This is a genomic window from Petrocella sp. FN5 (genome assembly GCF_029210395.1).
In the GTDB taxonomy this organism is placed as follows: Bacteria; Bacillota; Clostridia; order Lachnospirales; family Vallitaleaceae; genus Petrocella.
In genome coordinates, this window is the sequence record NZ_JARGDP010000011.1 from 14,281 (window position 1) to 39,505 (window position 25,225).

Sequence of the window (25,225 nt, forward strand, 5' to 3'; positions counted from 1 at the left end):
CCTCTTTTCCATAATAAATATTAGTTAATAAATATTCGTTGAAGTTGTTATGTATTTAACACACTTGTTACTTTATCATAAAACAGGCCCATCGTCAATATGATGGCGTCTCTATTCAAGGTAATAAAATAATTTCGCGGCTTACAATAGTCCTTATTTTGCCAGTTCAAAGATAGCCAAAATATCTGACTTGGTAAGCTGGACAAAAGAACCCATGGTGGTGGTGCCGTTATTGGTTGCTTTATTGGCCATTTCTTCAAATCGTAAGTCATCTATTTTGACTTGTGATAATCTTGTTGGCATGCCTATTAGATTATAGAAGTTTTCCATTGCCTCAATACCATTCATAGCTGTTTCTTCTAAATTCATGGTATTGATCTCAATGTCAAACACCCGGTTAGCAAATTGGGCAAATCTTGGTATATCCGTTTTATAGACATGCTTCATCCATGCCGGGAAAATAATACTTAGGCCTGCACCATGGGCAATATCGTAAATACCGCTGAGTTCGTGTTCAATCCCATGAGATGACCAATCCCCTTGTCGTCCTGTACCAACTAAGTCATTATGGGCTAATGTGCCGGCCCACATAATCTCTGCTCTGGCATCATAGTCGTCCGGAACTTGATTTAGAATCTGAGCCTGTTTGATGACACTTTTCATTATGGCTTCAGCCAATCGGTCTGTTAAATCCACTTTAATAACTCTGGTGAAATACCGTTCCATAACATGGGCTAACATATCAGAAATACCACATGCTGTTTGATATGCCGGCAAAGTAAAGGTTAGTTCAGGATTAAGAAGGGCAAAGACCGGTCTTAGATTCAAGCTTCCAATGTCTCTTTTCCATAAACCGTCTTCATTGGTAACCACTGACCCACCACTGGATTCACTACCGGCAGCCGGGATGGTTAATACAACACCGATTGGTAGACAGACATCAAAAGTGTCTTTTCTCATATACAGGTCCCAAACGTCCCCTTGGTAGTAGAAGCCGGCTGCAATGCCTTTGGCAGAGTCAATAACACTTCCCCCACCGACCGCCAAGATAAAGTCAACTTGTTCCTCACGACATAATTTTATGCCTTCTCGTACCAGACTCACTCTTGGGTTGGCAACAACGCCACCCAGTTCCACATACTCTACTTTTGCTTCTTGTAGACTGTCGATTACACGGTCATACAGACCACTTTTTTTGATGCTGCCACCACCATAGTGAAGCAATACTTTTTTTGCATTGGCACTTACCAGTTCACCCACTTGTTCTTCTACTTTTTTGCCAAATATAATTTTTGTTTTATTATCAAATTCAAAATTCAACATAATTTATTTCCTACCTTCTTTACTTGGATTTCACTTTTTACGAAAAAGCGGCTTTGACAATATCATTGAATAAAATGAGTACCATCAAAATCATGAGCAATACATAACCTACAAAGTGAATAAAGCCTTCTTTGTTTGGGTCGACGGGTTTACCGCGTAAAGCTTCTATCGCAATGAAAACGATTCGGCCACCATCAAGCGCCGGAATAGGTAATAAGTTCATAACCCCTAGGTTTGCACTAAGGAGCACAATATAAAAAGCTACAGTGGCTATGACTGATTTTATGCCATATTGGATACTTTCTTGATAGCCGCTACTGATTTCGCCAACAATTCCTACAGGACCTGCAATATCATTGCCGGATATACCACCGGTAATCAATTGACCTAATGAATAGATGACGATCTTTATCCAAAATACGATTTCTATAGCTGCATTTTTTAGGATTTCTATAGGGTTTTTGATGTCAATGAAGGTGAAGTTGACGCCTAAACGATAAATGCCGTCTTCTCCAACATTGGGTTCAATTATGTAGCTTATTTTTTCGCTGTCACGTTTGACGGTTAATTCCATCTGACTTGGTTTTTCTGTGTTTAAGTATATTCTTAGTTCTTTGGATGTTAAGACGGTTCTGTCATTATAACCGACAATTCGATCCCCTACTTGTACGCCGGACTCATATGCCGGATAGCCTTCTACAACTTCACTGATGGTAGATGTCGTACCGCCAACCAAACTGATGTAAACAATAGCAAAGAAAAAAGCCAATAAAAAGTTAAATAAGGGGCCTGCAAAAATAACTTGAAACCTAGCCCATGTTGACTTACTTGAATACGCTCTGGGGTCATTTTCAACTTCTTGATCTTCACCAAGCATTCTGCAAAAACCACCAAATGGGATAGCTCTTATGGAATACAGGGTATCTCCTACTTTTTTGCCTACGATCTTCGGACCCATGCCGATGGCAAATTCTTCTACCAATATACCTGCTTTTCTAGCAAATAAAAAATGTCCTAATTCATGGATTAATATAATAAGTCCAAATATTAATATGGATACTAAAATGCTCATTTTCATCACCTATTTCTGACAATATTCCTTGTCCAGCTCTCTATTTCTATAACGTCGGTTTCATCTTTACATATTGTCACATTATGTTTTGTCATAGCTTGATCTATGATTGTGACAATATCCTTGTATTTTATTTCTTGTTTCAAAAACATGTCTACTGCTGATTCATTGGCCGCATTGTAAACGATTGGCATGGAACCGCCTTCTCTTAATGCGTCAAAGGCCAAAGCCAATCCTCTAAAGACTTGTAAATCCGGTTCTTCAAAGGTTAAAGTCCCTATGTCTCCCAGCTTTAATCTTGGATATGGGTTAATGACCCGCTCCGGATATGCCAATGCATATTGTATGGGCAGCTTCATGTCCGGCAGTCCCATTTGAGCGATGATGGACCCGTCTATAAATTCTACCATGGAATGTACAATGCTTTGAGGATGAACAACCACCTGAATCTGTTCTCTTCTTAAATCAAACAACCATTTGGCTTCTATTACTTCAAGTCCTTTATTTACTAATGTAGATGAATCTATGGTTATCTTAGCACCCATAGACCAGTTGGGATGTTTTAATGCCTGCTCCAAAGTGACTTCTTCTAAGCGCTTTTTGGTATACCCACGAAAAGGTCCACCTGATGCTGTTAGGATAATGGACTCAACCGCTGACGTCTGTTCACCGTTTAAGCACTGAAAGATAGCTGAATGTTCGCTGTCTACTGGCAATAGTCTTACATTATGTTTCTTTACCAGGTCCATGATGATCGCACCGGCTGTTACCAAGGTTTCTTTGTTAGCCAGTGCAATGTCTTTGCCAGACTTAATGGCTGCAATGGTTGGTCTTAGTCCTATCATACCTACAATGGCTGTTACAACCAGATCAATCTCGCTTAGTGTTGATACCGTTATTAGTCCATCCATACCCCATAAAACTTCCGTCTTATGACCCATCTTCTTCTGTAGGGTCATGGCCTTTTTTTCATCCATAACCACAACGCATTTGGGGTTAAACTCATGAATCTGTTGTTCGAGTAACTCTATGTTCTGATTGGCCGTTAAGGCGACTATTTCAATGTTTTTTTGCTCTCTTATGACTTCCAGTGTCTGTTTTCCAATGGATCCTGTTGATCCTAGTATGGTTATTTTACGCATATGTACCCTCTTTTTAATCTTAGTATAGCATAGTTACGATGATATAGACATATGGTGCTGTTAGAAGTATACTGTCCAAACGGTCTAGTATGCCACCATGTCCCGGTATGATTTTTCCGAAGTCTTTTATTTGTGTTTGTCGCTTCATGGCTGATCCGACTAAGTCGCCTATCTGAGATACCACCGATCCGAATATACCGATGACAAAAAACATTGGCAATGTTACCCAGGTATCTACCAGTCCATACTGTAACATCAATATACCAAAGATTGTACATAAAATCCCTGCACCTAAAACGCCACCTAAGGCTCCTTCTATGGTTTTTTTGGGACTTAACTTTGGTACCAGTTTGTTTTTGCCAAAATTAACCCCAACAAAGTATGCCGCACTGTCACTACCAAAAGCTATTATAAATATAAGCCATACGGACCATATGCCTTCCGGTGTAGTCTCTCTTACTAATGCAATATGTAGCAGTAGATAGAGTATATAGACCATACCAAAAGTTAAAAAACCTAATTGATCTAAGGATATCTTAGGGTATTTGAAGACGTAGATACCTAGTGACAGGGCTATGAACATCAAAACTGATAGATTCATATAGGTGTAATCTCCTGTCCAAAAGAAACTGTAGGTAATGATGACCAACAAAAAGGCCATACCTCTTAGCAATCGATCTTCTAGCTTTACGGCTGCAAAAAATTCATAGAGGCCGATAATGGTTACACCGCAAAGAACTATGATTAATGGTAGTCTACCATACCATAATAAAAAAATGATTAACGGCAATAATAAGACCGCAGTTATTATTCTAGCTTTCATCTTTTAGGCCTCCAAATCTTCTGCTCACTTTGTTATAGGCGATTATCGCCTCCATCAAATCTTCACTGGTGAAATCCGGCCAATGTTTTTTTACAAAGAAAAATTCACTATAAGCCAATTGCCAAATTAAGAAGTTGCTGGATCTTAACTCACCACTGGTTCTTATCATAAGTTCTGGGTCTGGAATGTCTTTGGTATCTAAGAACTCTGCAAATAGACTTTCATCCAGTTCAATCTTAGGGTTATTTTCTTTTTCTATTTCATAAGCTTTAATCGCTCTTATAATCTCATCTCTACCACCATAATTAATGGCAATCTGCAAGGTCAATCCTGTATGGTCCTTTGAAGCGGCTTCTAAGCTTTCTATGGCTTCCCGTATGTCCGGTTCCAAATCCGACCTTCTTCCTATTACAATGACCCGCATATTGTCTTTTTGGGCATTCTTGATACTGTCTTTTAGATACTGACGCAATAGCCCCATCAAAAAGGAAACTTCTGAAGTTGGTCGCTTCCAGTTTTCTGTTGAAAAAGCATATACAGTAAGGTACTTAATGCCCATGTCACTGGCTGCTCGTGCAATGACCTTCAGGTTATCACTCCCGCTTTTGTGTCCATAGGTTCTATTCTTTCCTTGATTCTTCGCCCATCTGCCGTTACCATCCATAATAATTGCAACGTGCTTTGGTATGTTTAATTGGTTTGTTGTTGTCATATCGGCCATCGCCACCTCAATATTAGATATTTTGGTTAAAGTGTCAATCTACTAAAACGCCCCTCCAAGGAGGGGCACTCTCTGAATCTATTGGTTTTATTTATACAGTCATGATTTCTTTTGTCTTGTTTTCAACATGGTTATCGATGTCTAGAATAAATCGATCTGTCAGTTTTTGAGTCTGATCTTCCAAATCTTTCAAGTCATCTTCTGTGATTTCACGGGCTTTTTCAGCTTTTTTAAAATGGTCTATAGCATCACGTCGTATATTTCTTATGGCTATTTTTGACTCTTCGCCTTTTTTCTTAATATCTTTTGTAAGTTCCATACGTCGTTCTTCTGTTAACTCTGGGAAAATTAAGCGAATAATCTTACCATCACTGTTTGGTGTTATGCCGATGTCGGAGGCATGTAAAGCTCTCTCTATATCTTTTACAATCTTAACATCCCAAGGTTGGATCATTAGCACACGCGCTTCCGGTACTGTTATATTACCGACTTGGTTAAGAGGGGTCGCTTGTCCATAATAATCAACAGTCACTTTGTCAAGAACATGAGGATTGGCTCTTCCTGCTCGAATACTAATAAACTCACCTTCAAGTACATGAACTGTTTTTTCCATTTTTTCCTCATACTTTTTTAACTCATCATACATACTAGATCCTCCTATACCGTTACAACGGTTCCATTTATTTTGTCACTGACGGCATTGACAATACTGTCCTCATCATTCAAGTAGAACACGGACATAGGCATCTTATGCTCTAAACACATAATTGCTGCCGTATGGTCCATAACCTTGAGGTTTTTATTAATCACTTCTGATAAACTGATTGTGTCAAACTTAACAGCTTCTTCATTGGCTTTTGGATCTGAGTCATAGACACCATCGATGTTTTTTGCAAGGAGTATAATCTCAGCTTCAATCTCAATTGCTCTAAGTGCTGCACCGGTATCGGTTGAAAAATAGGGATGGCCTGTACCACCTGCAAAAAAAACAACACATCCTTTTTTCAAATGCTTGAGTGCAGAATCCTTGGAGAAGCGTTCTGTCATCATACCTACCTCAAATGGGGTTTGTACAACGGTATCTATACCAATGGTTCTAAACATAGCTGATGTATATAGAGCATTCATTATGGTCGCCATCATGCCAATCTCATCCGCTTTGGTTCGATCCATGAAGTTACAGCTTCTGCCACGCCAGAAATTACCACCACCAATTACCACACCGATTTCTACACCTTTTTCAATCAGTTTTTTTACCTGGCTTGCTACAATCATCACGTTGGTTTCATCAAATCCTACGGATTTGTCACCTGCCAGTGCTTCACCACTAAGTTTTAACAACACTCTTTTATAATTGGACATTTCAACACCTCTAATAATTAATTTAACATATGTTTGGATTATTTACCAGTCTAAAAAAAAGAAGCACAACCGTGCTTCTTCATTATATCTCTTAGCCTTGCATTTGTCTTGCAACTTCTTCAGCAAAGTTCTCTGATTTCTTCTCAATGCCTTCGCCTGTTTCAAAACGTGTAAATGCCTTGACTTTGATGTTTGCACCTTGCTCTTTAGCTACTTGCTCAACATACTTGGCTACTGTAAGGTCACCGTCTTTTACATAGGCTTGATCTAATAAACAGATTTCTTTAAGTTGCTTATTCAAACGACCTATAATCATTTTATCAATGATGCTGTCCGGTTTGTCAGGGTTTTCATTTTTTGCTTGCTCTTTTAATATTGCACGCTCTTTTTCAACGTAGGCTTCTGATACTTCTGAACGATCAACATGAAGTGGGCTTACCGCTGCAATTTGCATAGCAAGGTTACGTCCGCATTCAACAACGGCATCGTTTACAACATCCGACTCTAATTCTACAAGTACACCTATTTTACCACCCATATGGATATATGAAGCAACAACACCATTTTCAACTACTACTTTTTTGAAGCGTCTGATTTTTAAGTTCTCACCAATAACAGATATCTTACCGGTTAATACATCATTCACTGTAGAACCTGCTTCAAAAAGACTTTCTTCAGCCAAAAAAGCGTCAATATCTTCTGACGAAGTCTTAGCTGCTTGCTTAGCCACTTCTTGTACATAATTCTTGAATATGTCATTCTTTGCAACAAAGTCTGTCTCTGAATTAACTTCAACTATAGATGCTGTATTCCCATCAACAAATGTATCTACTAGTCCTTCGGCTGCAATTCTTCCTGCTTTTTTTGCTGCCTTTGCAAGACCTTTTTCTCTTAGTACTTCTACTGCTTTTTCCATGTCGCCGCCTGCTTCGGTCAATGCGTTTTTACAATCCATCATGCCTGCGCCGGTGCTCTCTCTTAATTCTTTTACCATTGCTGCTGTTATTGCCATGATCTTACCTCCATAATGTTATCTTATTTTTTTACTTAACGGAAAAAATGCTTCAACCATTAGGGGTTGAAGCATCAATGGTTTTATTCAGCTGCTACTTCTTCTGCTGGATGGTTTTGTAATCCTTGATTCGCTTCAATAACCGCATCTGCCATTTTTCCTGTTAATAGTTTTACTGCTCTGATGGCATCATCGTTACCTGGTATAACATAATCGATTTCGTCCGGATCACAGTTTGTATCTACGATGGATACAAGAGGAATATTTAAAATATGTGCTTCTTGTATTGCAATTCTTTCTTTTCTTGGGTCTACGATAAAAATAATATCAGGAATCTTCTTCATTTCCTTGATACCACCAAGGTTTCTCTCAAGTTTTTCCATTTCATGTTTCATACCGATGACTTCTTTTTTCGTGTATAAATCAAATGAACCATCTTCTTGCATTCTTTCAAGCTCTTTCAATCGTCTTACACGGCCTTGAATGGTCTTGAAGTTTGTTAACATACCACCCAACCATCTTTGATTGATGTAGAACATGCCACAACGCTCTGCTTCTGCTTTGATGGATTCTTGTGCTTGCTTTTTGGTTCCGACAAACAATACTGTACCGCCGTCTGCTACAACATCTTTGATTGCGTAGTATGCTTTGTCTACAAGTCCTGTTGTCTTCTGTAAGTCAATGATGTATATCCCATTTCTTTCAGTGTAGATATACTCTTTCATTTTTGGATTCCATCTTCTTGTTTGATGTCCGAAGTGAACCCCTGCTTCTAATAATTGTTTCATTGAAATAACGCCCATTTTAGTACCTCCGTTTTGGTTGATTTCTTCCGCATCCTTCATCTTTTTCACAGACCACCCTTTGGTGGCACCTTGTCAAAAATCCAAATGCGTGCTATTTTCACGTCTGCTATTGTATCATATCAAGGTCACATTAGCAAGCATTATTATAAAGGAAGCATCTTCTATTATTCCGAAGGTGCTTCCTTATATTCCATACCATAGCTTTTCGCCATTTTTATAATATAATCCTTTGTTAATAGGTCAACATCTTTGATTTCTGTTATATAGATCATGCCTAAGTCTCTGGCCATTTCTACGATTTCTTCATTGGTATGTGTCTGTTTTGTCTGAGTCGTTTGTAGATGAACAATGAGACCGTAAAAAATCATGGACATGATAATCAATGTTGTCCCAACACCTTTTAAGAAGCCTTTTATTTCAATTTTTTCCATAGGAGCCTCATTCAAATAAGTTGATGACCAACTGTACTTCACCTTGACCAATGTTTAAGACTTTGGCTATTTCAGACGCCGGATAGCCTTGACGTTTTAGTTCCAAAATCTTCATATTGGTATTGATGGTGGCTGTATTTATTGTTTTTAGTTCTGTTTTTAGTTCTGTTTTTAGTTCTTCATTTACTTCTGTCGATACCTGAAGGCTATTTTTTGTCGCCTCTTCTTCGTAACGGGTCGTCTGAATCTGACGCACCTTCTTCTCTTTTTCTGATATCATTTGATAAAGGAATAGAAGTTCTTTATGCTTCTTTTCCATTTCTTTTTGAACATAATCATGGTATTCGTTCATTTCCACTATTTTTTCATTGATGATGCTGATCTGTTTCCGAAAGCTTTCATCATCAAGGGCTACTTCATCTTGATTCATTGTTTTTTTAGTCCCATCATATAGGAAACTTAAAACGATAAACAATATACCTATTGCTATAAAACCTATTGTTAATCCATCATATATTGTCACATCATGCTCCTAAATTCTTATATCTATTTTATGGTCTGATTTTGGTGGTTGTACGGGTTCCTGGATGCCCTTTTCGCCTGTCTTTTTTCGATTGTTTTGATAGTCATTACGCCCTTTTTTACGAGCATCCGCATCGGTGCCTGCTTTTGCATCTTTTTGTGATGCATTAACTGTTTGGCCTTCTTTGTGCCGACCTCTATCCGCAGCTAAAGAACCCTGATCTTGTAACAATCCTGATTTTTGTTGGTCTAAATGACTAATTCTAGATACTTCTGACATCTTTGGTATGGCAACTTGTAAATCGATTGGTCTAATAGGCATAAGCACACCTCCTTAATCCAGATCCGTCTGGTTCGATGCAAATGTCATGCATAAACGCCTATAATGATGATACTTTTATATCGGCACCTTTTTTCGTAATAATAACACCTTTGATTTCATCCCTGATATGCGTGCTAATATTGCCGATGGAAATCTTCACGCCGGTATAGAGTTCATGGCTTACTTTTACTACGCCGGCATTTTTATTCTCAACTTCTGTTTGCATGGTTTCAAATTTCTTTTTGCCTTGATTGAGCTTGTTGGTTAGGAAAATCTTATTGCGTACGGCTGACATATACATTTCCTGTTTGTCATCATCTAGTTTTCCAGCTATTTCTTTTCTCTTGTTAAGCAGTTGAATGACTTGTTCTAACTTTGAGAGTTCACTTTCCATTTTTGGTATTTCCCGTTTTAGTTCTCCATATTCCGACAGCATAATTGGATCGATACCAACTTCCACGTTGGTTACAGTACCCATATGAGAACCTAAAATTCTTGTGGTCACACCTTGTCCTGCACGTACTGTACCACCTGAAATCATACCTTTTTTACCTTCTACGGTTATGGTGCCCTTGCAGGTCACCATGCTATGTAAAATGGCTTCACTATGAACATCGCCTCCGGCAGTTACATTGGCATTTTCAATATATTTGGCTTTTATGTTATTGGCTGCCTGTATATTGCTTTTTCCCATGCCTTGTATGCCCTTATGAAGTATGATGCTACCACCCGAGATGATCTCCGCACCTTCTACGACACCTAATACCTCAATGTCACCTCTGGCTTTTACCTTGAAACCGGTAATGACATTACCATGTACGATGACAGTGCCGTCAAAATCAATATCACCTGTAGAGTTACCAACATTATTAGGCACGTCATAGGCATCATTGACCACAACCTTATCTTCTATGATCTTAACTAAGCCATCACATGCAGCCGTGATTTCAGTCTTGTCTTCATTAAGACTAATGTTCTTACCGTATTTTAGTTTAACCACCTTGGCTTTTTTGGGTGTTAGTAAATTGCCATGAAGGTCAATACCGTCTATACCTTGCGTACCCGGAATCAACCTGGATAAAAGTTGGCCTTCCTTTACATGGGCTATGACATTTAACTTATGATAATTGACATTCCCGTCCTCATCCATTGTGGGGCGTACATCATTTTCAGTCTTGAAATAATGCTCAATAACTGCTTCTGTTTCATGGGTTGGTGGTGTACCTTTTGCAATTAAATAGGCATTGTTTAACTCTCTTTCTGCTACTAGTGCTTCTAAAAGCTCCATGTCAACACCATGCTTAACCCCTCTAGAGCCAAGGTCTTTGATAATTTCTTCCTTGTTAAAAGGTCTACTTGACTTATAGAAGGTTATGTAAGCCGACATCTTATTCTCTGAAATCTCGATTCTGAAATAATCATCGTCTTCATTCGAATCTTCAATGGGTTCAGCTATTTTCATCTCTATACTCTCAAATCCCTCCATCTTTAAAAGTTCTTCTAAAGATGCAAGGTCATACGTTTCTATATTCATATTTTTTAATTCATTCGTTATTTCTTGAATTTCTACGTTCTTTCCGCCTTTTTTTGCTTCTAAAACTTCTAAATATATACCATCACTACCTGTTTTAATCTCAAAATAGCCGTCGTTAATATTCGCTCCCATAAACACCATCCTTTATAGTGATGATAGCAATTCAATATTATTCCCCAATAATTGCTTCATTTTTCCAAGTGCTTTTGTATGCAATTGACTGATTCGTGATTCTGATACTTCCATGATTTGACTGATTTCTTTTAGTGTTAATTCTTCATAATAGTATAAGGTAATCACCTTACATTCTTTTTCAGATAGATTCTGTATGGCTTCTACCAGCATTTTTTTTAACTCTTTTTTCTCTAAGTTGGCCTCCGGAAGCATGAATCTTGATTTGTTGAGAGGCTCAACATTACTTTCTCCTCCCTTTTCAACATAGTCTTCCAAAGAAGTGAGCTTTAATGCCTTGGTTTGATCTTGCCATTTTAAATATTCATCGACTGAGATATTCATCTCCTCCGCCATATCCAAATCGGATACCGGTCGATTAAGTTCTGACTCTAACTTCTGATAGGTGCGTTCGATGTCCTTCTGTTTTTTTCTAACAGATCTGGGAATCCAGTCCATTTTTCTTATGTTATCCAGAATGGCGCCCCTTATTCGAAGGGATGCATAGGTCTCAAACTTAATGCCTTTATCATAATCGAATTTGTCAATGGCATCAATTAATCCAAAAACCCCATAGCCTACCAAGTCATCAAATTCGACGTTGTTCCCTAAGTACATACTTAATCTTCCGGCTACATACTTGACCACTTGGGAGTATTCTATGATGAGCTGCTCTTTTATTTTTTTGTCTTTGGTGCGACTGTATATCTCCCATAGCTTATCTGTGCTTTGCTTTTCCATTTTGTGCCTCCATATAATTGGTTAAGTTGCCAAAAGCATACTGATATACTTAATGTAACTTAATTTTGACACTTTAACCATAGTTAGGATTCATCATCTATGTCTTTAGACGCTTCTTTTCCTTCTTCAAGGCTTTTGACTTCCTTGTCTAATAATTGTTTTTCCTTTTCTCTGGCCGTTTGATCTGCTTTTTCTGCTATCTTATTTAGCATCGTTTGTATCACCGTACCCAAGATAAAAAAGATAATCATAACAATCATCAACGTATACACAAGATGATTCAAGGCGTATTTGGAAATCATGCTTATAACTGTAACAATAATGCCAGCTATTAGCATTATAATAATGTTCAGATTCTTAAATGGCATAATGACCTCACTAAATTGTTTTTGGCGGTTTACCAATTGTTTTGATAAGCAGTTCTCCTGTTTCTGAATAGAACTCTATGGTTCTACCATAGTTTTCACCTATATCTTCTGCTAATAGCCTAATTCTTAATGCCTCGAGCTTCTTTTTAGAAGCAATTGCGTTTCTCTCTCCGATTCTCATTAAGTCATTGGTGCTACCAAAGGAAAACATTTGAGCACCTCCGGCTATCTTGGATACAAGTCTATTTCTTTTGGCACCTAAAACTTCCATATCTTTGATGAGCTGATCAATCGCTGTGTCTGCAAATTTTGCTACGTTGCTGTTGTTTCTTATTTGCGTGCTATCTGGTAGCATAACATGGGCTAAACCACTGACTTTTGTAATTGGATCATATAATATGATACCGACACAAGAACCCAAACCAAGCGTTGTCAGGACATCTGGCGATTTACATATGTTTAAATCTGCCATCCCCACTTTAATCATATTTGCAGCCATTAAATATCAATCCCCAAACTTCTTAATATTATGCCATATGAAGGCATGTCCGGTATTAGAATGAAATATCCAAAAACATTTTCACGGTCACCACCGAAATCTGTTTGAATCAGGAGCGCTTTGTCACCTACTTTTCCAAACTCGATTGCAGGTACACTGAGTATGGCTCCAGCCATATCGATAGCCATATATGGTACAGTTGCAAGGATTTTCAGGTTGGTCAATGAGGATAATGATGATAAGTAAGCACCCGAAATAATATTACCGATTTCTTTTAATGCTGACAAATCCATTTCATCAAAATCATCAAAGTTGTCAATACTCTTACCCATAAGCATATTAATCAATATATGGGCTGCAGACTGTTCAAGAACAAACATAATCATGCCACTAATATCACCTTCAAGACCCAGCAATATACCAACGATTGGATTTTCTGCGCCACCTAATACTTCTGATAATTCCTTAAACTCCAATACCTTAACAACCGGTATGCCCATATCAATACGTCTGTTAATCAGTTGTGATAAAGCTGTTGTCGCATTACCGGCGCCGATATTACCAATTTCTTTTAAAATATCTAAATGAACACTATCAATATTATCAAAATTTTCCATCATCACATAATCCTCTCTACACTTTTAAAGGGTCATTAACCTTGATGAGCTCTTCAATGTTTAATAGTGTTACAAGTGATTCACCGATTTTTCCTACACCAAAAACATAGGCGTCTTTTTCTTCATGTGATTCTCTGCTGATGTTATCGATGTCGGCTTCGGATAGTTGGATGACTTCTTTGACCTCATCTACGATTAGGCCAATCTCATTACCTTCTAATTTGACAAATATGATACGCGTACTGTCTGTCTGAATGTCTTCTTCCATGTCAAATTTTAGTCTTATGCTCATGACCGGTATGATATCACCGCGTAGATTAACGACACCTTTAATATAATAAGGTGCTTTGGGTACACGGGTAATGTTAATCATCCTAACGATGTTCTGAACATATTGAATATTAATGCCATATTGCTCGACACCTAATTTTACCACGATAAATTGAGATAATTCTATTTTTTGTGCATTTTCATTGTTTTCCATCTAAAAACCCTCCATTATACCAGTGAATTAACGTCAAGTATCAGAGCTACTTCACCGTCACCTAGTATGGTTGCACCGGCTATCATCTTCAAGTTCGTTAAGTATTTTCCAAGTGTCTTGATTACGATCTCTTGTTGTCCGATAAGTGAATCTACGACAAAACCAGCCAACTTGTCACCTTTGTTTACTATAACCACTGTTATGGATGTCTTGTTCTCATCTGCTACCTGTAAATCCAATTTGTCATGTAATCTGATGATTGGAATGACGCGTCCTCTAAGGTTAATGACTTCTGATCCCTGAATATACTTAATATCTGAGATTTTGACATCTTCAATGTTTTGAATGGAGTTAAGTGGTATTGCATACTTCTCTTCATTCAACTGTACCATTAAAGCTTGTATGATTGCTAGGGTTAATGGCAATCTAATGATGAAAGTACTGCCTTTACCCAGTGTTGTCTTAACCTCGATATCACCACCAAGGGCTTCTATCTTAGTCTTTACGACATCCAGACCGACACCACGACCGGATACATCAGAAATCTTATCAGCCGTTGAAAAACTTGGTCTAAATAAGAGTTCAATAATCTCTTGATCGTTCATGGTACTGGCTTGATCATAGCTGATTGCACCACTGTTGATGGCTTTGTTTTTAACTTTGGTCACATCTATGCCTGCGCCATCTTCACCAACCTCAATAACAACATTATTGCCATCTTGATAAGCTTTAAGATATACGTTGCCTGTTGCATCTTTTCCGCTTCTTACACGTGTATCCGGTGTTTCAAGACCATGATCTCCTGCATTACGGATAAGGTGCACTAATGGATCCCCTATTTCGTCAATAACAGTTCTATCAAGTTCTGTTTCTTCACCTGACATATGCAAGACCATTTGCTTATTGAGCTTTCTTGATAGATCCCTTATGAGTCTTGGGAATCTGTTAAATACTCTTTCAATCGGTACCATTCTAACTTTCATGACGGCATCATGCAAATTAGTTGTAATTCTTTCTAAGTATTCTATTTGTTCAGAGAAATTGGTGTTCGTATTCTCAACGGTTAACAAACCATTCTTAATGATGATAAGTTCACTCACTAAATTCATTAAGGTATCTAGTCTTTCAATATCAACCCTAACGGTTCTATTGGTTACCGGTTTATTTGTTGACTTAGAATCCGAATCTTTTGTTCGTCCTTTTTGCTCTTCTTCATCTTCATCTCTTTGGTCATCTTCATCACTTATAGGTGCTGTTATGGCTGTTTCTAGATCAACTTCATCAATGAGCACTTTTTCCACTTCAGCTATATTGCCTAGTTCTTTTAAAAACTTGTCTTCCCCTTCTGAGGATACGACCACTACTGAAAAATCATATTCAAATTTTTCATCTTCAATATCTTGAACGGCTGGACTGGATTTTATGATGGATCCTAACTTTTCAAGTGTCCTAAATATAATAAAAGCTCTTGCTGATTTGAGCACACAGCCTTCTGATAGATAAATGGTTACACCAAAGCTTTTTAGGTTTTCTTTTTTTGCCTGAACAACAGCATGTCGTTCAAAATCTGTAAATACAAGTGTTTGATGCTTACGTTCGTTAACAGCTTCACCTGTTATTACATCTTGACTCAAGACAGCTTCAGCTTCTACCGCTACTTCTGCTGGTTTTTTTTCTCCATTTAGAGCCGCATTCAAGGCTTCAATTATAGCTTTATACTCATTCTCACCTTCATTACCGGTTTGAACTATGGATTCTACATATTGCTCCAAAGCATCTAGACATTTGAACATTGTATCTAATAAAACGGGGTCTATTGACATATTCCCCAATCTAATTTCTGATAGTACGTTCTCCATGTCATGGGTTAATTGATTCATTCTCTTAAAGCCCATCGTTGCCGCCATACCTTTTAAAGTATGAGCTGATCTAAATACTTCGTTGATTAAATCCTTATCATTTGGCTTATTTTCAAGGGCTAATAAGCATGTGTTTAGGCTTTGTAAATGTTCTTTTGACTCATCAATGAAAATCTCCAGATATTGACTTACGTCCATTAAAGCACCCCCAATTTCTTGGTAATCGTTTCTGATATTTTATTTAGTGACACAATCTCGTTTGCAAGGCCTGCTTCCACCACGGATTTCGGCATGCCGTATACCACACATGATGCTTCATCTTGAGCAACAATATGAATGTTTCTTTTTCCACTTAGTTCTTTTAGTCCTAACATACCATCTGCTCCCATACCTGTCATGATTACACCAATATACTGCCTTTGTTGTAGATTGGCTATGGAGCGCATCATAACATTAACCGCTGGCTTGTGGCCACCAACCGGTGCTTCATTGGATAACTCTATATATAATGAGCCATCGTTTTTCTCACACACATTCAAATGACGATCGCCAGGTGCTATATAAGCCCAACCGTTTTTAATAACATCACCATGCTCAGCTTCTTTTACACGGATACTGCTTAGTTGATCCAGTCTATTGGCCAAAGATTTTGTAAACCCAGGTGGCATATGTTGTACAACGACAATGCCAGCGTCAATATTAGCTGGTAAATAAGGCAGTACATATTGTAGTGCTCTTGGCCCACCTGTTGATGTCCCAATGGCAACAAGCTTATTGCTTAAGCCCTGTTTTATTGGTGTTTTGGATTTTTTCTGGCTTGGTTGAAGGGTAGCGGTTACAGGAGGCTTCATTTCTACAACTGCACGTTTTCCAACATTAGCTGCTAAAAAGAGCTTCTCTAATAACTCTTCTTTAATCTCTTCTGAATTAACCTTGAAAATGTTACTTGGCTTGCCTAAAAAATCAACGGCCCCAAGTTCTAATGCTTCTATCGTCTCTTTGGCACCTTCTTTAGTAAGGGTGCTCATCATAACAACCGGTGTTGGCATTGTTGACTGAAGCTTTTTCAACATGGTTAGTCCATCCATGATTGGCATTTGAACGTCTAATGATATGACATCAGGTTTTAGTGCTTTTACCTGTTCAAGACCTTCTTTGCCGTTTGATGCTGTTCCGACAACTTCAAATCTATTGTCTGAACTGATTATATCACTTATTACCCTTCTCATGAATGCAGAGTCATCAATTATGAGAACTTTTTTTGTTTTTTCCATCCTAATCACAATCCTTTTTTGTTTTTTCTACGGCGTCTTTCCTCTTCAAAGATAAATTTAATGATTATTTCTCTTTCTTCTATAGTAATTTCATCAAAGACAACACGATTTTCATAGATGTTATCTTGTGCTTTCAAATTGGATGAGTCAACAATCACACCCGAAAGATAAAGATGGCATTCTTCCTCGTCATAGTTTAATTGCAAATGATTGATGACGCCTTTTTTGTCTAGTAATTTTTTCTGAGAAGTAAAGCGAATACCACCACCGCTTATATCAAGTATAATACCTTCCTCCCAATTTCCGTTTGTATCATCTTTATAGTGAAACGTCAGCATACAATCCAAGCGATAATATTGCCGACGCTGATATTTTTGAAGAGCACTTTGAACCTCTAGTTTAATGAGGTATAGATTATCATCTCTTATGCGTTCTGTTACTGCCACTTCACATCTATATAAGCCTTTGCTTGTATAAACACACATACCATAGTTTTGATTAAGCTCTAAAGTGATGATTCTTCCACTTTCCATCGGTGCGAGTATGATGATTTCTCCTGTTTCTGTGACTTCCTGTATCTTGCTTAAATACTTCTCTTGCTTTTCTCCCATAAGTTGTTGAACCTCAAGTTCAATCTTATCTCCTACCTCAATACCTTTATACATAGCCACCATCCTTATGTGAATTTTTTTAATCTTAATATATTAGTAAACAGGTTGCCTAAACCCCGCTCTTGTTCCGGCTGCGCTGTTCCATTAATCATCCTGTCTGCCAATTCTTCAAAGCCTTTTGTTATAATGGCTTTTGGGAATAGGATTGAAACTGGTTTTTGTTCGACGACTGCTTTGACCAAGTGTTTGTCATTTGGCAAATACCCTATATTCGTCAACTCTAGGTCCAGATACTTATTGGTAACCTTATTCAACTTGTTAAAAATCTCTTTGCCTTCTGCTGTGGTGTCTGTTCTGTTCACCAATAGATTGATTAATTTCTGGTCAACATTGTCATGACGCCGTTTAATGGCTTTTAAAACCGCATAGGCATCCGTAATGGATGTCGGCTCAGGTGTTGTTACTAACAGCACTTCACTAGAAGCCGCTACAAAGTCCAGAACTGAGTCGGATATGCCTGCACCTGTATCAATAATTATTATATCAGCTAAGCGGTCTAATTCATATAGTTTTTCAATCATGAAGGCCAACTGGTTTTTATCTAAACGCAGTAACTCCTGAACACCTGACCCACCTGAAATGAATTCTATACCAAGGGGGCCTGATGTCAGAACCTCCGTGATTTCCTTGTTATTATAGATCATATCAAACATGTTGTATTTGGGAACAATGCCAAATATGACTTCTACATTGGCCAACCCAAAATCCGCATCAAAAATAATGACTCTTTTTCCCAGTTTTTTAAACTGTATAGCCAGATTTACAGATACGTTGGATTTCCCAACGCCGCCTTTACCGCTTGTCACTGTAATGACACGGGCGCCAAGAGGCTTCATATTTATATCAGCTTTTTTTACGATATTTCTTAAATTAGCCGCTTGATCCATATCATTCATTGCCCCCTAATACTTGTCTAGCAATTTCATGTGGATTGATGTCACTGATATCATCAGGAACATTTTGCCCAAATGTCACATAAGATAGCTTAGCACCTGTCGCCAGTTTCACATTCAATACATTGCCGTAACAAGTTGTTTCGTCTAGTTTGGTGAATATAATCTTATAATCTGTCATGGTGTCATAAACACCGGTTATATTTATAAGATCCTTGTAGCCTGTTGCTACACTGAGTACAAGATAAACTTCTTTTTCATCAACCGCATCTAATAGCCCTTTTAGCTCATTTTGATGCTCACTATTCTTATGAGATCGGCCTGCTGTATCAATCAAAATTAGGTCTTTGTCTTTATAATCATTTACCGCTTCTGTTAATTCTTCCTTGGTATAAACAACTTTAAGGGGTATGTTTAAGATATTCGCATAGGTTCTAAGTTGTTCTACAGCGGCAATTCGATATGTGTCTGAAGTGATAAGTGCCACATCCTTACCCATGTTAAGTGTGAAAAAGGATGCTATTTTGGCTATGGTGGTTGTCTTACCTACACCTGTTGGCCCTACAAAAAATACTGTGTTCTTTTTATCCTTGTTGATGGTCGCATGATCGGATAATAGTTTTATGATACGCTTGTAAACGACGGCAATGACATCTGTGACTTCTTCTTGGTCTTCATTGCTTATTTGTTGAATTCCGGCTGTAAGTTGATTCACAATCTCTTCTCGAACCTCATGATCGATAAGCTGTTCATAAACCACTTTGACTACAGATGCATTCACAACTTCATGATTGTTTGCGGCTTCTTGTGTTTCCATCTTATCATTTTTACTCTCATCCGGTAATTTATCCATCAGGGATTTGAACTTTTCTAGGTAAGCTTTTGCTTCATTTTCCTCTTCCTGCATATGTTCTTGTTTGGCAGATGGTTGATTGGTGTTTTGCGTCTGTCTTTTCCTTAAAAAATTAGGTTCTCTATCACCATCATCTAAAATACTATGATCATCTAGCGCTGCTGTTACTTCCACATACGGTTTTTTAAATAGTTTGTAGAAACCTCTCGGCTTAATATTTTTAACGCTGACAATTAATGCTTCTTTTCCCAGCTCTTCTTTTACTTTTAACATGGCGTCCTTTTCATTGACACCTTCATATTTTCTGATCTTCATTATATGGTCACCATCCCCACTGATTGTAATTCGATAGTTGGATCAAGTTCACTATAGGATATAACAATTATATCCGGATAACGTTCCTCAATCATTCTTTTATAATATATTCTAACGATAGGTGACGTCAAGATAATTGGTACACGACCAGACGCTACAAGTTTTTCAGCTTCTGATCCTGTTGCGTTTAACACTTTCTCCATAGACTCCGGATCCAGTGTTAGATAGGTGCCTTGTTCAGATTGTTTGACATGATCCATAATCAGCTGTTCTATTGTGGGATCTAAGGTGATGACTTGGTTGGTGTCACCTTCGAAAAATTTCGCACTTATGGAACGCTTCAATGCTTGTCTAACGTATTCTGTTAATAAATCCGGGTCTCTTGATATACTTGCATTGTCTGCTAGGATTTCAAAAACTGTTACTAAATCTCTAATAGAAATGCCTTCCTTTAGCATATTCATAAGTACTTTCTGAATCTCACCTACCGACAATAATTTGGGTACCAGTTCTTCTACCAGTGTTGGGTGATTTTCACTTACATTGTTGATCAAGACTTTAACATCTTGTCTTGTAAGCAGTTCATGAAGATGTTCCTTTACAATCTCAGTCAGATGGGTTGCAATGATAGATGGAGGATCAACAACCGTATAGCCAAGGGTCTCGGCTCTTTCTCTTTGACCTTCTGTTATCCATAATGCAGGTAGTTTGAAAGCCGGTTCAATGGTTTCTATACCATCGATTTCTTCTTCAACATAACCGGGATTCATAGCCATATAATGATCAAACAGAATCTCTCCTTCTGCAATCTGAGTACCTTTTATTTTGATAATATATTGATTTGGATTCAGTTGTATGTTGTCCCTTAGCCTTATGATGGGTACAATTGTTCCTAATTCTAAGGCAATCTGTCTTCGAATCATGACCACCCTATCAAGAAGGTCACCTCCTTGGCTGACATCTGCAAGGGGAATAATACCATAACCAAATTCCAGTTCAATAGGGTCCACTTGTAACAAGGATACAACATTCTCCGGCTTTCTAACCGCTTCTGCTTCAACATCTTCTGTTGATATCTCTTCTTCAATGGCTTGAACTTGCATCTCTTTTTGCATCCTTCTGCCAATCAATACAATGCTCAAACCAAAACCACTTACAATAATAGGATTAAGGGGGGTGACGATACCAAGGAATATCAATACACCTCCTGCCAAATAGAGTACTTTTGGTAATGAACCTAATTCTTTTAATAATGTGTCACTGACATCGGCTTCCTTAGATACCTTGGTTACCAATATACCGGTGGCAAGAGAAATGAGCAATGCAGGAATCTGACTGACCAGACCGTCACCAATGGTGAGTATGGTATATACGCTAAGGGCCTGATTTACATCCATTCCCCTTCCAAGAATACCAATTAGTATACCGCCTGTTATGTTAATCATGGTTATAATTAAACCGGCAATGGCATCGCCTTTTACGAATTTACTGGCACCATCCATGGAGCCGTAGAAGCTGGCTTCATCTTGAATCTTCTGCCGTCTTTCTCTGGCTTGAAGTTCATCAATGAGTCCCGAGTTTAGGTCTGCATCAATGGCCATCTGTTTACCGGGCATCGCATCTAGTGTAAATCTTGCTGCTACTTCTGCAACCCTCTCAGAACCCTTTGTAATAACCATAAAGTTAATAATGACCAAGATAATAAAGATGACCATGCCGACAATCAGATCACTACCACCAACGAAGCCTCCAAAGGTCTCAATGACATTACCTGCTTCACCTGTTGTTAAGATTAATCTGGTCGATGAGACGTTTAGAGACAAACGATAGACGGTTACAAAAAGTAGTATGGATGGAAAAGAAGACATTTCAAGTGCTTCTTTTGCAAAAAGGGCGTTAAACAATATTATTAAAGCCAAAGCAATATTCAAGGTGATAAATAAATCCAAGAAGATTGAAGGTATGGGTAATATCATGATGATTATGGCCATGATAAGAAACATACCAATAATGATATCCCCAGCTTTCATCTTCATACTCTAGCACCTTCTTTCTGACTGTTCTTCAAGTTGTATACAAACGCCAATACTTCGGCAACTGTTTGATACAGCTCAGGCGGAACCTCGTCCCCAATCTCAACTGTATAATATAGTGTTCTGGCTAAAGGCTTGTTCTCAACAATCTGTATGTTAAGCTCACTTGCCTTTGATTTGATTCTTCCTGCCATGATGTCAGCACCTTTTGCAAGTACATATGGGGCACCAAAGGTTTGTTCATCATACTTAATGGCAACTGCAAAATGTGTTGGGTTGGTTATTACAACATCCGCTTTCGGCAAGTCTTGCATCATGCGGCGCATGGAGGCTTCTCTCATCCTTTGTTTGATTTTGGACTTAATCTCCGGATTACCTTCTGATAATTTGTACTCATCTTTAATCTCTTGTTTTGACATTTTTAATTTTTTTGCCAAACTGAATTTCTGATATATGAAATCAATAACGGCTACAATCATAAAAAATGAGCCAATACGTATTCCCAAATCAAGGGCTATGTCCATAATCAGTGCATAAGTCTTAAGTACCGGCAATTCATAAAATAGATAAATCAAGTTCTCATATTCGCGTAAAGAAAAGTATACAATGATTAAGATGATGCCTATTTTTATAATGGATTTGATCAGTTCTACAAGTGTTTTTAATGAAAACATCCTTTTCAAACCACTGATTGGGCTGATGTTACTTAATTTTGGTTGCATTGGCTTCATGTTCGGCTTCCAACCTACTTGAAACACATTAGCTAAAAAAGCCACGGTAAATGAAATCATGCACAAAGGCACAATCATAAATGCACCTTCGATCAAAACATATTGCATTAAGTCTTTGGCAAACTCAGGTGTAACTTCCCTTGTCCCAAAGAGGTTGGCGATTTCTTCCATGAGATTGATGGTTCGATCAATGATGTCCGGCCCTAAGATTTTTATGGATGAAAACATGATGACCAACATGAATGTGGTCGTTATTTCATTACTTTTTGCAACCTGACCTTCTTCTCTTGCTTTTTCCTTTTTCCTTGGTGTTGCTTTTTCCGTCTTTTCTCCTCCACCACCACCCTCTGCAAAAAGCTGAAGGGACATAGGTAAGATTATTATTTTGTTTTTCTCATACATCATCTTGGCATCAAACCTTCTATAATATCTTGCATCAGCTTTTCTGCATCGCCGATGAGTACGTCACTTATAATTGAGAATAAAGCTAATGTCAAATAGATTGTAATCAAGCCTAATAGTATCTTAATCGGAAATCCGATAACAAACATATTCAATTGAGGTACTGCTCTCGCTAGGACACCAAGCACGACGTTGGTAATAATCATGACAAAGAATATGGGAGAGGCTATTTGCAGTGCCAGTACAAAGTACATATGTAGATATTCAACAATACTTGAGTAGAGCTGATTAGAAAGTGACATCTCACCTAATGGTATTAGGTGATAACTGTTAATCAAAGCTCTTAAAAACATATGATGGGCATTGGTCATTAAGGTAATCATAATCAATAAATAATAATATAAGTTACCGGTTATGGTTAATTGAATCTGACTGGCTGGATCAAATACATTTACCATGGAGAAGCCAATCTGAGCATCAATAAATTGACCGGATAAGGTGACTATCGAAAACACAATATAGGCACCAAATCCAATGAGCCATCCGATCAAGAATTCTTTGACAACAATGGCTGCAAAATTTACCACATCTGTGCTAGATACTGTCAACTCAAATGGTATGGTCGCTAAAAGTATTACGCTAAGAAAAAAAGTGACGGCAATTTTGGCCATATATGGTACGCTTCGATTGCCAAATACCGGAACAATCAGCAAAAGGCCTAATGCACGTACGAATACCAATAATAAAGCATCTAAAAACATATAAGGATCAGATAATAATAGCTGCATATCCCATCCCCTATCTTATTATATATTGACCAAAATTATCAGCAACCTGAATGAAAAGTTCAACCATTCGCCTCATCATCCAAGGCCCAAAAAAATAAACACCTAAAAAAACGGCAAAAATTTTGGGTACAAAAGCTAGGGTCTGCTCTTGAATTGATGTTATGGTTTGGAAGACACTGATGAGCAATCCTACTACCAGAGCCAACATTAGTAAGGGGCCTGACACAATGATAACGGTCATTACGGCCTGCTGCATCAAATCAATTATCAGATCTTCACTCATACTTCCACCCCTTAATCATAAAACGTCTCTACCAATCTTCCAATAATGAGTCCCCATCCATCGGCCAATAAAAAAAGCAGTAACTTAAAGGGCATCGATATCATAACCGGCGGCAACATCATCATACCCATAGACATCAAAACTGATGCAACAACCATGTCAATGACGATAAATGGAATATATATCAAAAAGCCGATAATAAAGGCCGCTCTAAGTTCACTGATTATAAAGGCAGGAATAATGACTTCTGTTGGTATATCATCATATGCTTCTACCGCTTCCATATTAGCAATATCCATAAAAAGAGCTAAATCCTTAGGATTTACCTCCCCCAACATAAATTCTCTTATAGGCGCAAGGCCCCGTTCAATAGCTATTTCCTGTGATATTTCTCCGGCAGCATAAGGCTGCATAGCATCCACATTAATCTGACTTATGACAGGACTCATGATAAACAAGGTCAAAAACAAAGCCAAACCAACCAAAAGTTGATTCGGTGGTGTTTGTTGTGTTGATAATGCACTTCTAACGAAATGCAATACGACGATGATTCTTGTAAAAGAAGTCATCATTATAAGAATAGATGGCGCAAGAGATATGAGTGTCAAAATTACGAGAATTTGAATACTACTCACTACATCTTGTCCATCTTCTGCAGCACCAATACTCAGATCAAAAGAAAAGGGGATTGGTGCATTGTTTGTTTCTGTGGCATGAGACCTCATTGTGGTGCTACAAAAAAACAAAAGGAACATAACCGTCACCAACATTATGGTTAGGGCACGTTTTTTATTGTTTGCTTTCATCTGTATCTTCCCCTACTTTATTATCGCTTTCATGATGTTTAGAAACAAATTTTTTCATATATGCACTAAAGGGGATTACGGTCTCTTTATTGTTTTCTGAAAATGTCAGCTTTGATTCATCTACTGACTGAATAAAGGTGATATGGTCTTTTGAGACACCAATGACCATGTATTCACTACCGATACGTATTAACTGCAATGTTTTTTGGGGTCCTACAGGTATAACTTCAATAATCTTCAAATGATTGCCATTGCTTTTATTCATTTGAAGATTGCCAAGGTACTTTGTAGCAATATAGGCTGCCCATAGAATCACAAAAAAAAGTATGATGACCGTAATAAATTGAAAATAATCCTTTAGATCCAT

Annotated in this window: 29 protein-coding genes; all 29 read right to left on the minus strand. The window is 37.9% G+C overall.

The window, feature by feature from the left end:
- Positions 1–153 precede the first annotated feature (153 nt).
- Positions 154–1,323, minus strand: coding sequence for an iron-containing alcohol dehydrogenase (locus P0N36_RS04835; protein ID WP_275841709.1), 1,170 nt, complete (start codon positions 1,321–1,323; stop codon positions 154–156).
- A gap of 37 nt (positions 1,324–1,360) precedes the next feature.
- A complete protein-coding gene (locus P0N36_RS04840) occupies positions 1,361–2,395 on the minus strand; it encodes a M50 family metallopeptidase (RefSeq protein ID WP_275841710.1) in 1,035 nt (344 codons plus the stop codon).
- A 5-nt stretch (positions 2,396–2,400) separates the two neighbouring features.
- Positions 2,401–3,537: a 1-deoxy-D-xylulose-5-phosphate reductoisomerase gene (locus P0N36_RS04845; RefSeq protein WP_275841711.1), complete on the minus strand. Its 1,137-nt coding sequence runs from the start codon at positions 3,535–3,537 to the stop codon at positions 2,401–2,403.
- Between the two features lie 19 nt (positions 3,538–3,556).
- Positions 3,557–4,360, minus strand: a complete 804-nt coding sequence (locus tag P0N36_RS04850) for a phosphatidate cytidylyltransferase (protein WP_275841712.1) — start codon at positions 4,358–4,360, stop codon at positions 3,557–3,559.
- Positions 4,350–5,072, minus strand: coding sequence for an isoprenyl transferase (locus P0N36_RS04855; protein WP_275841713.1), 723 nt, complete (start codon positions 5,070–5,072; stop codon positions 4,350–4,352). The genes P0N36_RS04850 and P0N36_RS04855 overlap by 11 nt, the downstream gene beginning before the upstream one ends.
- 100 nt (positions 5,073–5,172) lie before the next feature.
- Positions 5,173–5,727: a ribosome recycling factor gene (gene frr / locus P0N36_RS04860; RefSeq protein WP_275841714.1), complete on the minus strand. Its 555-nt coding sequence runs from the start codon at positions 5,725–5,727 to the stop codon at positions 5,173–5,175.
- 11 nt (positions 5,728–5,738) lie between these two features.
- Complete coding sequence (gene pyrH / locus P0N36_RS04865) at positions 5,739–6,443, minus strand: UMP kinase (RefSeq protein WP_275841715.1); 705 nt, start codon at positions 6,441–6,443, stop codon at positions 5,739–5,741.
- Positions 6,444–6,534: 91 nt separating this feature from the next.
- A complete protein-coding gene (gene tsf, locus P0N36_RS04870) occupies positions 6,535–7,455 on the minus strand; it encodes a translation elongation factor Ts (RefSeq protein WP_275841716.1) in 921 nt (306 codons plus the stop codon).
- 83 nt (positions 7,456–7,538) lie between these two features.
- Positions 7,539–8,258, minus strand: coding sequence for a 30S ribosomal protein S2 (rpsB, locus tag P0N36_RS04875; RefSeq protein WP_275841764.1), 720 nt, complete (start codon positions 8,256–8,258; stop codon positions 7,539–7,541).
- A gap of 167 nt (positions 8,259–8,425) precedes the next feature.
- A complete protein-coding gene (locus P0N36_RS04880; protein ID WP_275841717.1) occupies positions 8,426–8,692 on the minus strand; it encodes a hypothetical protein in 267 nt (88 codons plus the stop codon).
- Positions 8,693–8,699: 7 nt separating this feature from the next.
- Positions 8,700–9,215 (minus strand): DUF6115 domain-containing protein, encoded by a 516-nt coding sequence (locus P0N36_RS04885; protein WP_275841718.1) that lies wholly within the window; start codon positions 9,213–9,215, stop codon positions 8,700–8,702.
- Positions 9,216–9,224: 9 nt separating this feature from the next.
- Positions 9,225–9,536: a hypothetical protein gene (locus tag P0N36_RS04890; RefSeq protein WP_275841719.1), complete on the minus strand. Its 312-nt coding sequence runs from the start codon at positions 9,534–9,536 to the stop codon at positions 9,225–9,227.
- A 58-nt stretch (positions 9,537–9,594) separates the two neighbouring features.
- Positions 9,595–11,202, minus strand: a complete 1,608-nt coding sequence (locus P0N36_RS04895) for a DUF342 domain-containing protein (RefSeq protein WP_275841720.1) — start codon at positions 11,200–11,202, stop codon at positions 9,595–9,597.
- Positions 11,203–11,214: 12 nt separating this feature from the next.
- A complete protein-coding gene (locus P0N36_RS04900; RefSeq protein WP_275841721.1) occupies positions 11,215–11,982 on the minus strand; it encodes a FliA/WhiG family RNA polymerase sigma factor in 768 nt (255 codons plus the stop codon).
- Positions 11,983–12,065: 83 nt separating this feature from the next.
- Positions 12,066–12,350 carry a hypothetical protein gene (locus P0N36_RS04905; RefSeq protein WP_275841722.1) on the minus strand — a complete coding sequence of 95 codons (285 nt, stop codon included), beginning with the start codon at positions 12,348–12,350 and terminating at the stop codon, positions 12,066–12,068.
- A 10-nt stretch (positions 12,351–12,360) separates the two neighbouring features.
- Positions 12,361–12,849 carry a chemotaxis protein CheD gene (locus P0N36_RS04910; RefSeq protein WP_275841723.1) on the minus strand — a complete coding sequence of 163 codons (489 nt, stop codon included), beginning with the start codon at positions 12,847–12,849 and terminating at the stop codon, positions 12,361–12,363.
- Positions 12,849–13,469 carry a chemotaxis protein CheC gene (locus P0N36_RS04915; protein ID WP_275841724.1) on the minus strand — a complete coding sequence of 207 codons (621 nt, stop codon included), beginning with the start codon at positions 13,467–13,469 and terminating at the stop codon, positions 12,849–12,851. The genes P0N36_RS04910 and P0N36_RS04915 overlap by 1 nt, the downstream gene beginning before the upstream one ends.
- Positions 13,470–13,482: 13 nt before the next feature.
- Positions 13,483–13,950 carry a chemotaxis protein CheW gene (locus P0N36_RS04920; protein ID WP_275841725.1) on the minus strand — a complete coding sequence of 156 codons (468 nt, stop codon included), beginning with the start codon at positions 13,948–13,950 and terminating at the stop codon, positions 13,483–13,485.
- A 14-nt stretch (positions 13,951–13,964) separates the two neighbouring features.
- Entirely contained in the window at positions 13,965–16,007 is a 2,043-nt protein-coding gene (locus P0N36_RS04925) for a chemotaxis protein CheA (RefSeq protein WP_275841726.1), read from the minus strand.
- Complete coding sequence (locus tag P0N36_RS04930; protein WP_275841727.1) at positions 16,007–17,083, minus strand: protein-glutamate methylesterase/protein-glutamine glutaminase; 1,077 nt, start codon at positions 17,081–17,083, stop codon at positions 16,007–16,009. Before P0N36_RS04930 ends, P0N36_RS04925 begins: the two co-directional genes overlap by 1 nt.
- Positions 17,084–17,088: 5 nt before the next feature.
- A complete protein-coding gene (locus tag P0N36_RS04935; protein ID WP_275841728.1) occupies positions 17,089–17,748 on the minus strand; it encodes a flagellar brake protein in 660 nt (219 codons plus the stop codon).
- 11 nt (positions 17,749–17,759) lie between these two features.
- The gene (locus P0N36_RS04940) at positions 17,760–18,650 is read right to left on the minus strand and encodes a MinD/ParA family protein (RefSeq protein WP_275841729.1); all 891 of its coding nucleotides are present in this window, start codon (positions 18,648–18,650) and stop codon (positions 17,760–17,762) included.
- Entirely contained in the window at positions 18,643–19,815 is a 1,173-nt protein-coding gene (gene flhF, locus P0N36_RS04945; protein WP_275841730.1) for a flagellar biosynthesis protein FlhF, read from the minus strand. Before flhF ends, P0N36_RS04940 begins: the two co-directional genes overlap by 8 nt.
- Positions 19,815–21,845: a flagellar biosynthesis protein FlhA gene (gene flhA / locus P0N36_RS04950; protein ID WP_275841765.1), complete on the minus strand. Its 2,031-nt coding sequence runs from the start codon at positions 21,843–21,845 to the stop codon at positions 19,815–19,817. The genes flhF and flhA overlap by 1 nt, the downstream gene beginning before the upstream one ends.
- A gap of 2 nt (positions 21,846–21,847) precedes the next feature.
- Positions 21,848–22,984 (minus strand): flagellar biosynthesis protein FlhB, encoded by a 1,137-nt coding sequence (flhB, locus tag P0N36_RS04955; protein WP_275841731.1) that lies wholly within the window; start codon positions 22,982–22,984, stop codon positions 21,848–21,850.
- Positions 22,981–23,769 carry a flagellar biosynthetic protein FliR gene (fliR, locus tag P0N36_RS04960; protein ID WP_275841732.1) on the minus strand — a complete coding sequence of 263 codons (789 nt, stop codon included), beginning with the start codon at positions 23,767–23,769 and terminating at the stop codon, positions 22,981–22,983. The genes flhB and fliR overlap by 4 nt, the downstream gene beginning before the upstream one ends.
- A 10-nt stretch (positions 23,770–23,779) precedes the next feature.
- Positions 23,780–24,052, minus strand: coding sequence for a flagellar biosynthesis protein FliQ (fliQ, locus tag P0N36_RS04965; protein ID WP_275841733.1), 273 nt, complete (start codon positions 24,050–24,052; stop codon positions 23,780–23,782).
- An 11-nt stretch (positions 24,053–24,063) separates the two neighbouring features.
- On the minus strand, positions 24,064–24,858 hold the full coding sequence (gene fliP, locus P0N36_RS04970; RefSeq protein ID WP_275841734.1) for a flagellar type III secretion system pore protein FliP: 795 nt from the start codon (positions 24,856–24,858) through the stop codon (positions 24,064–24,066).
- Positions 24,842–25,225, minus strand: coding sequence for a flagellar biosynthetic protein FliO (gene fliO, locus P0N36_RS04975; RefSeq protein WP_275841735.1), 384 nt, complete (start codon positions 25,223–25,225; stop codon positions 24,842–24,844). Before fliO ends, fliP begins: the two co-directional genes overlap by 17 nt.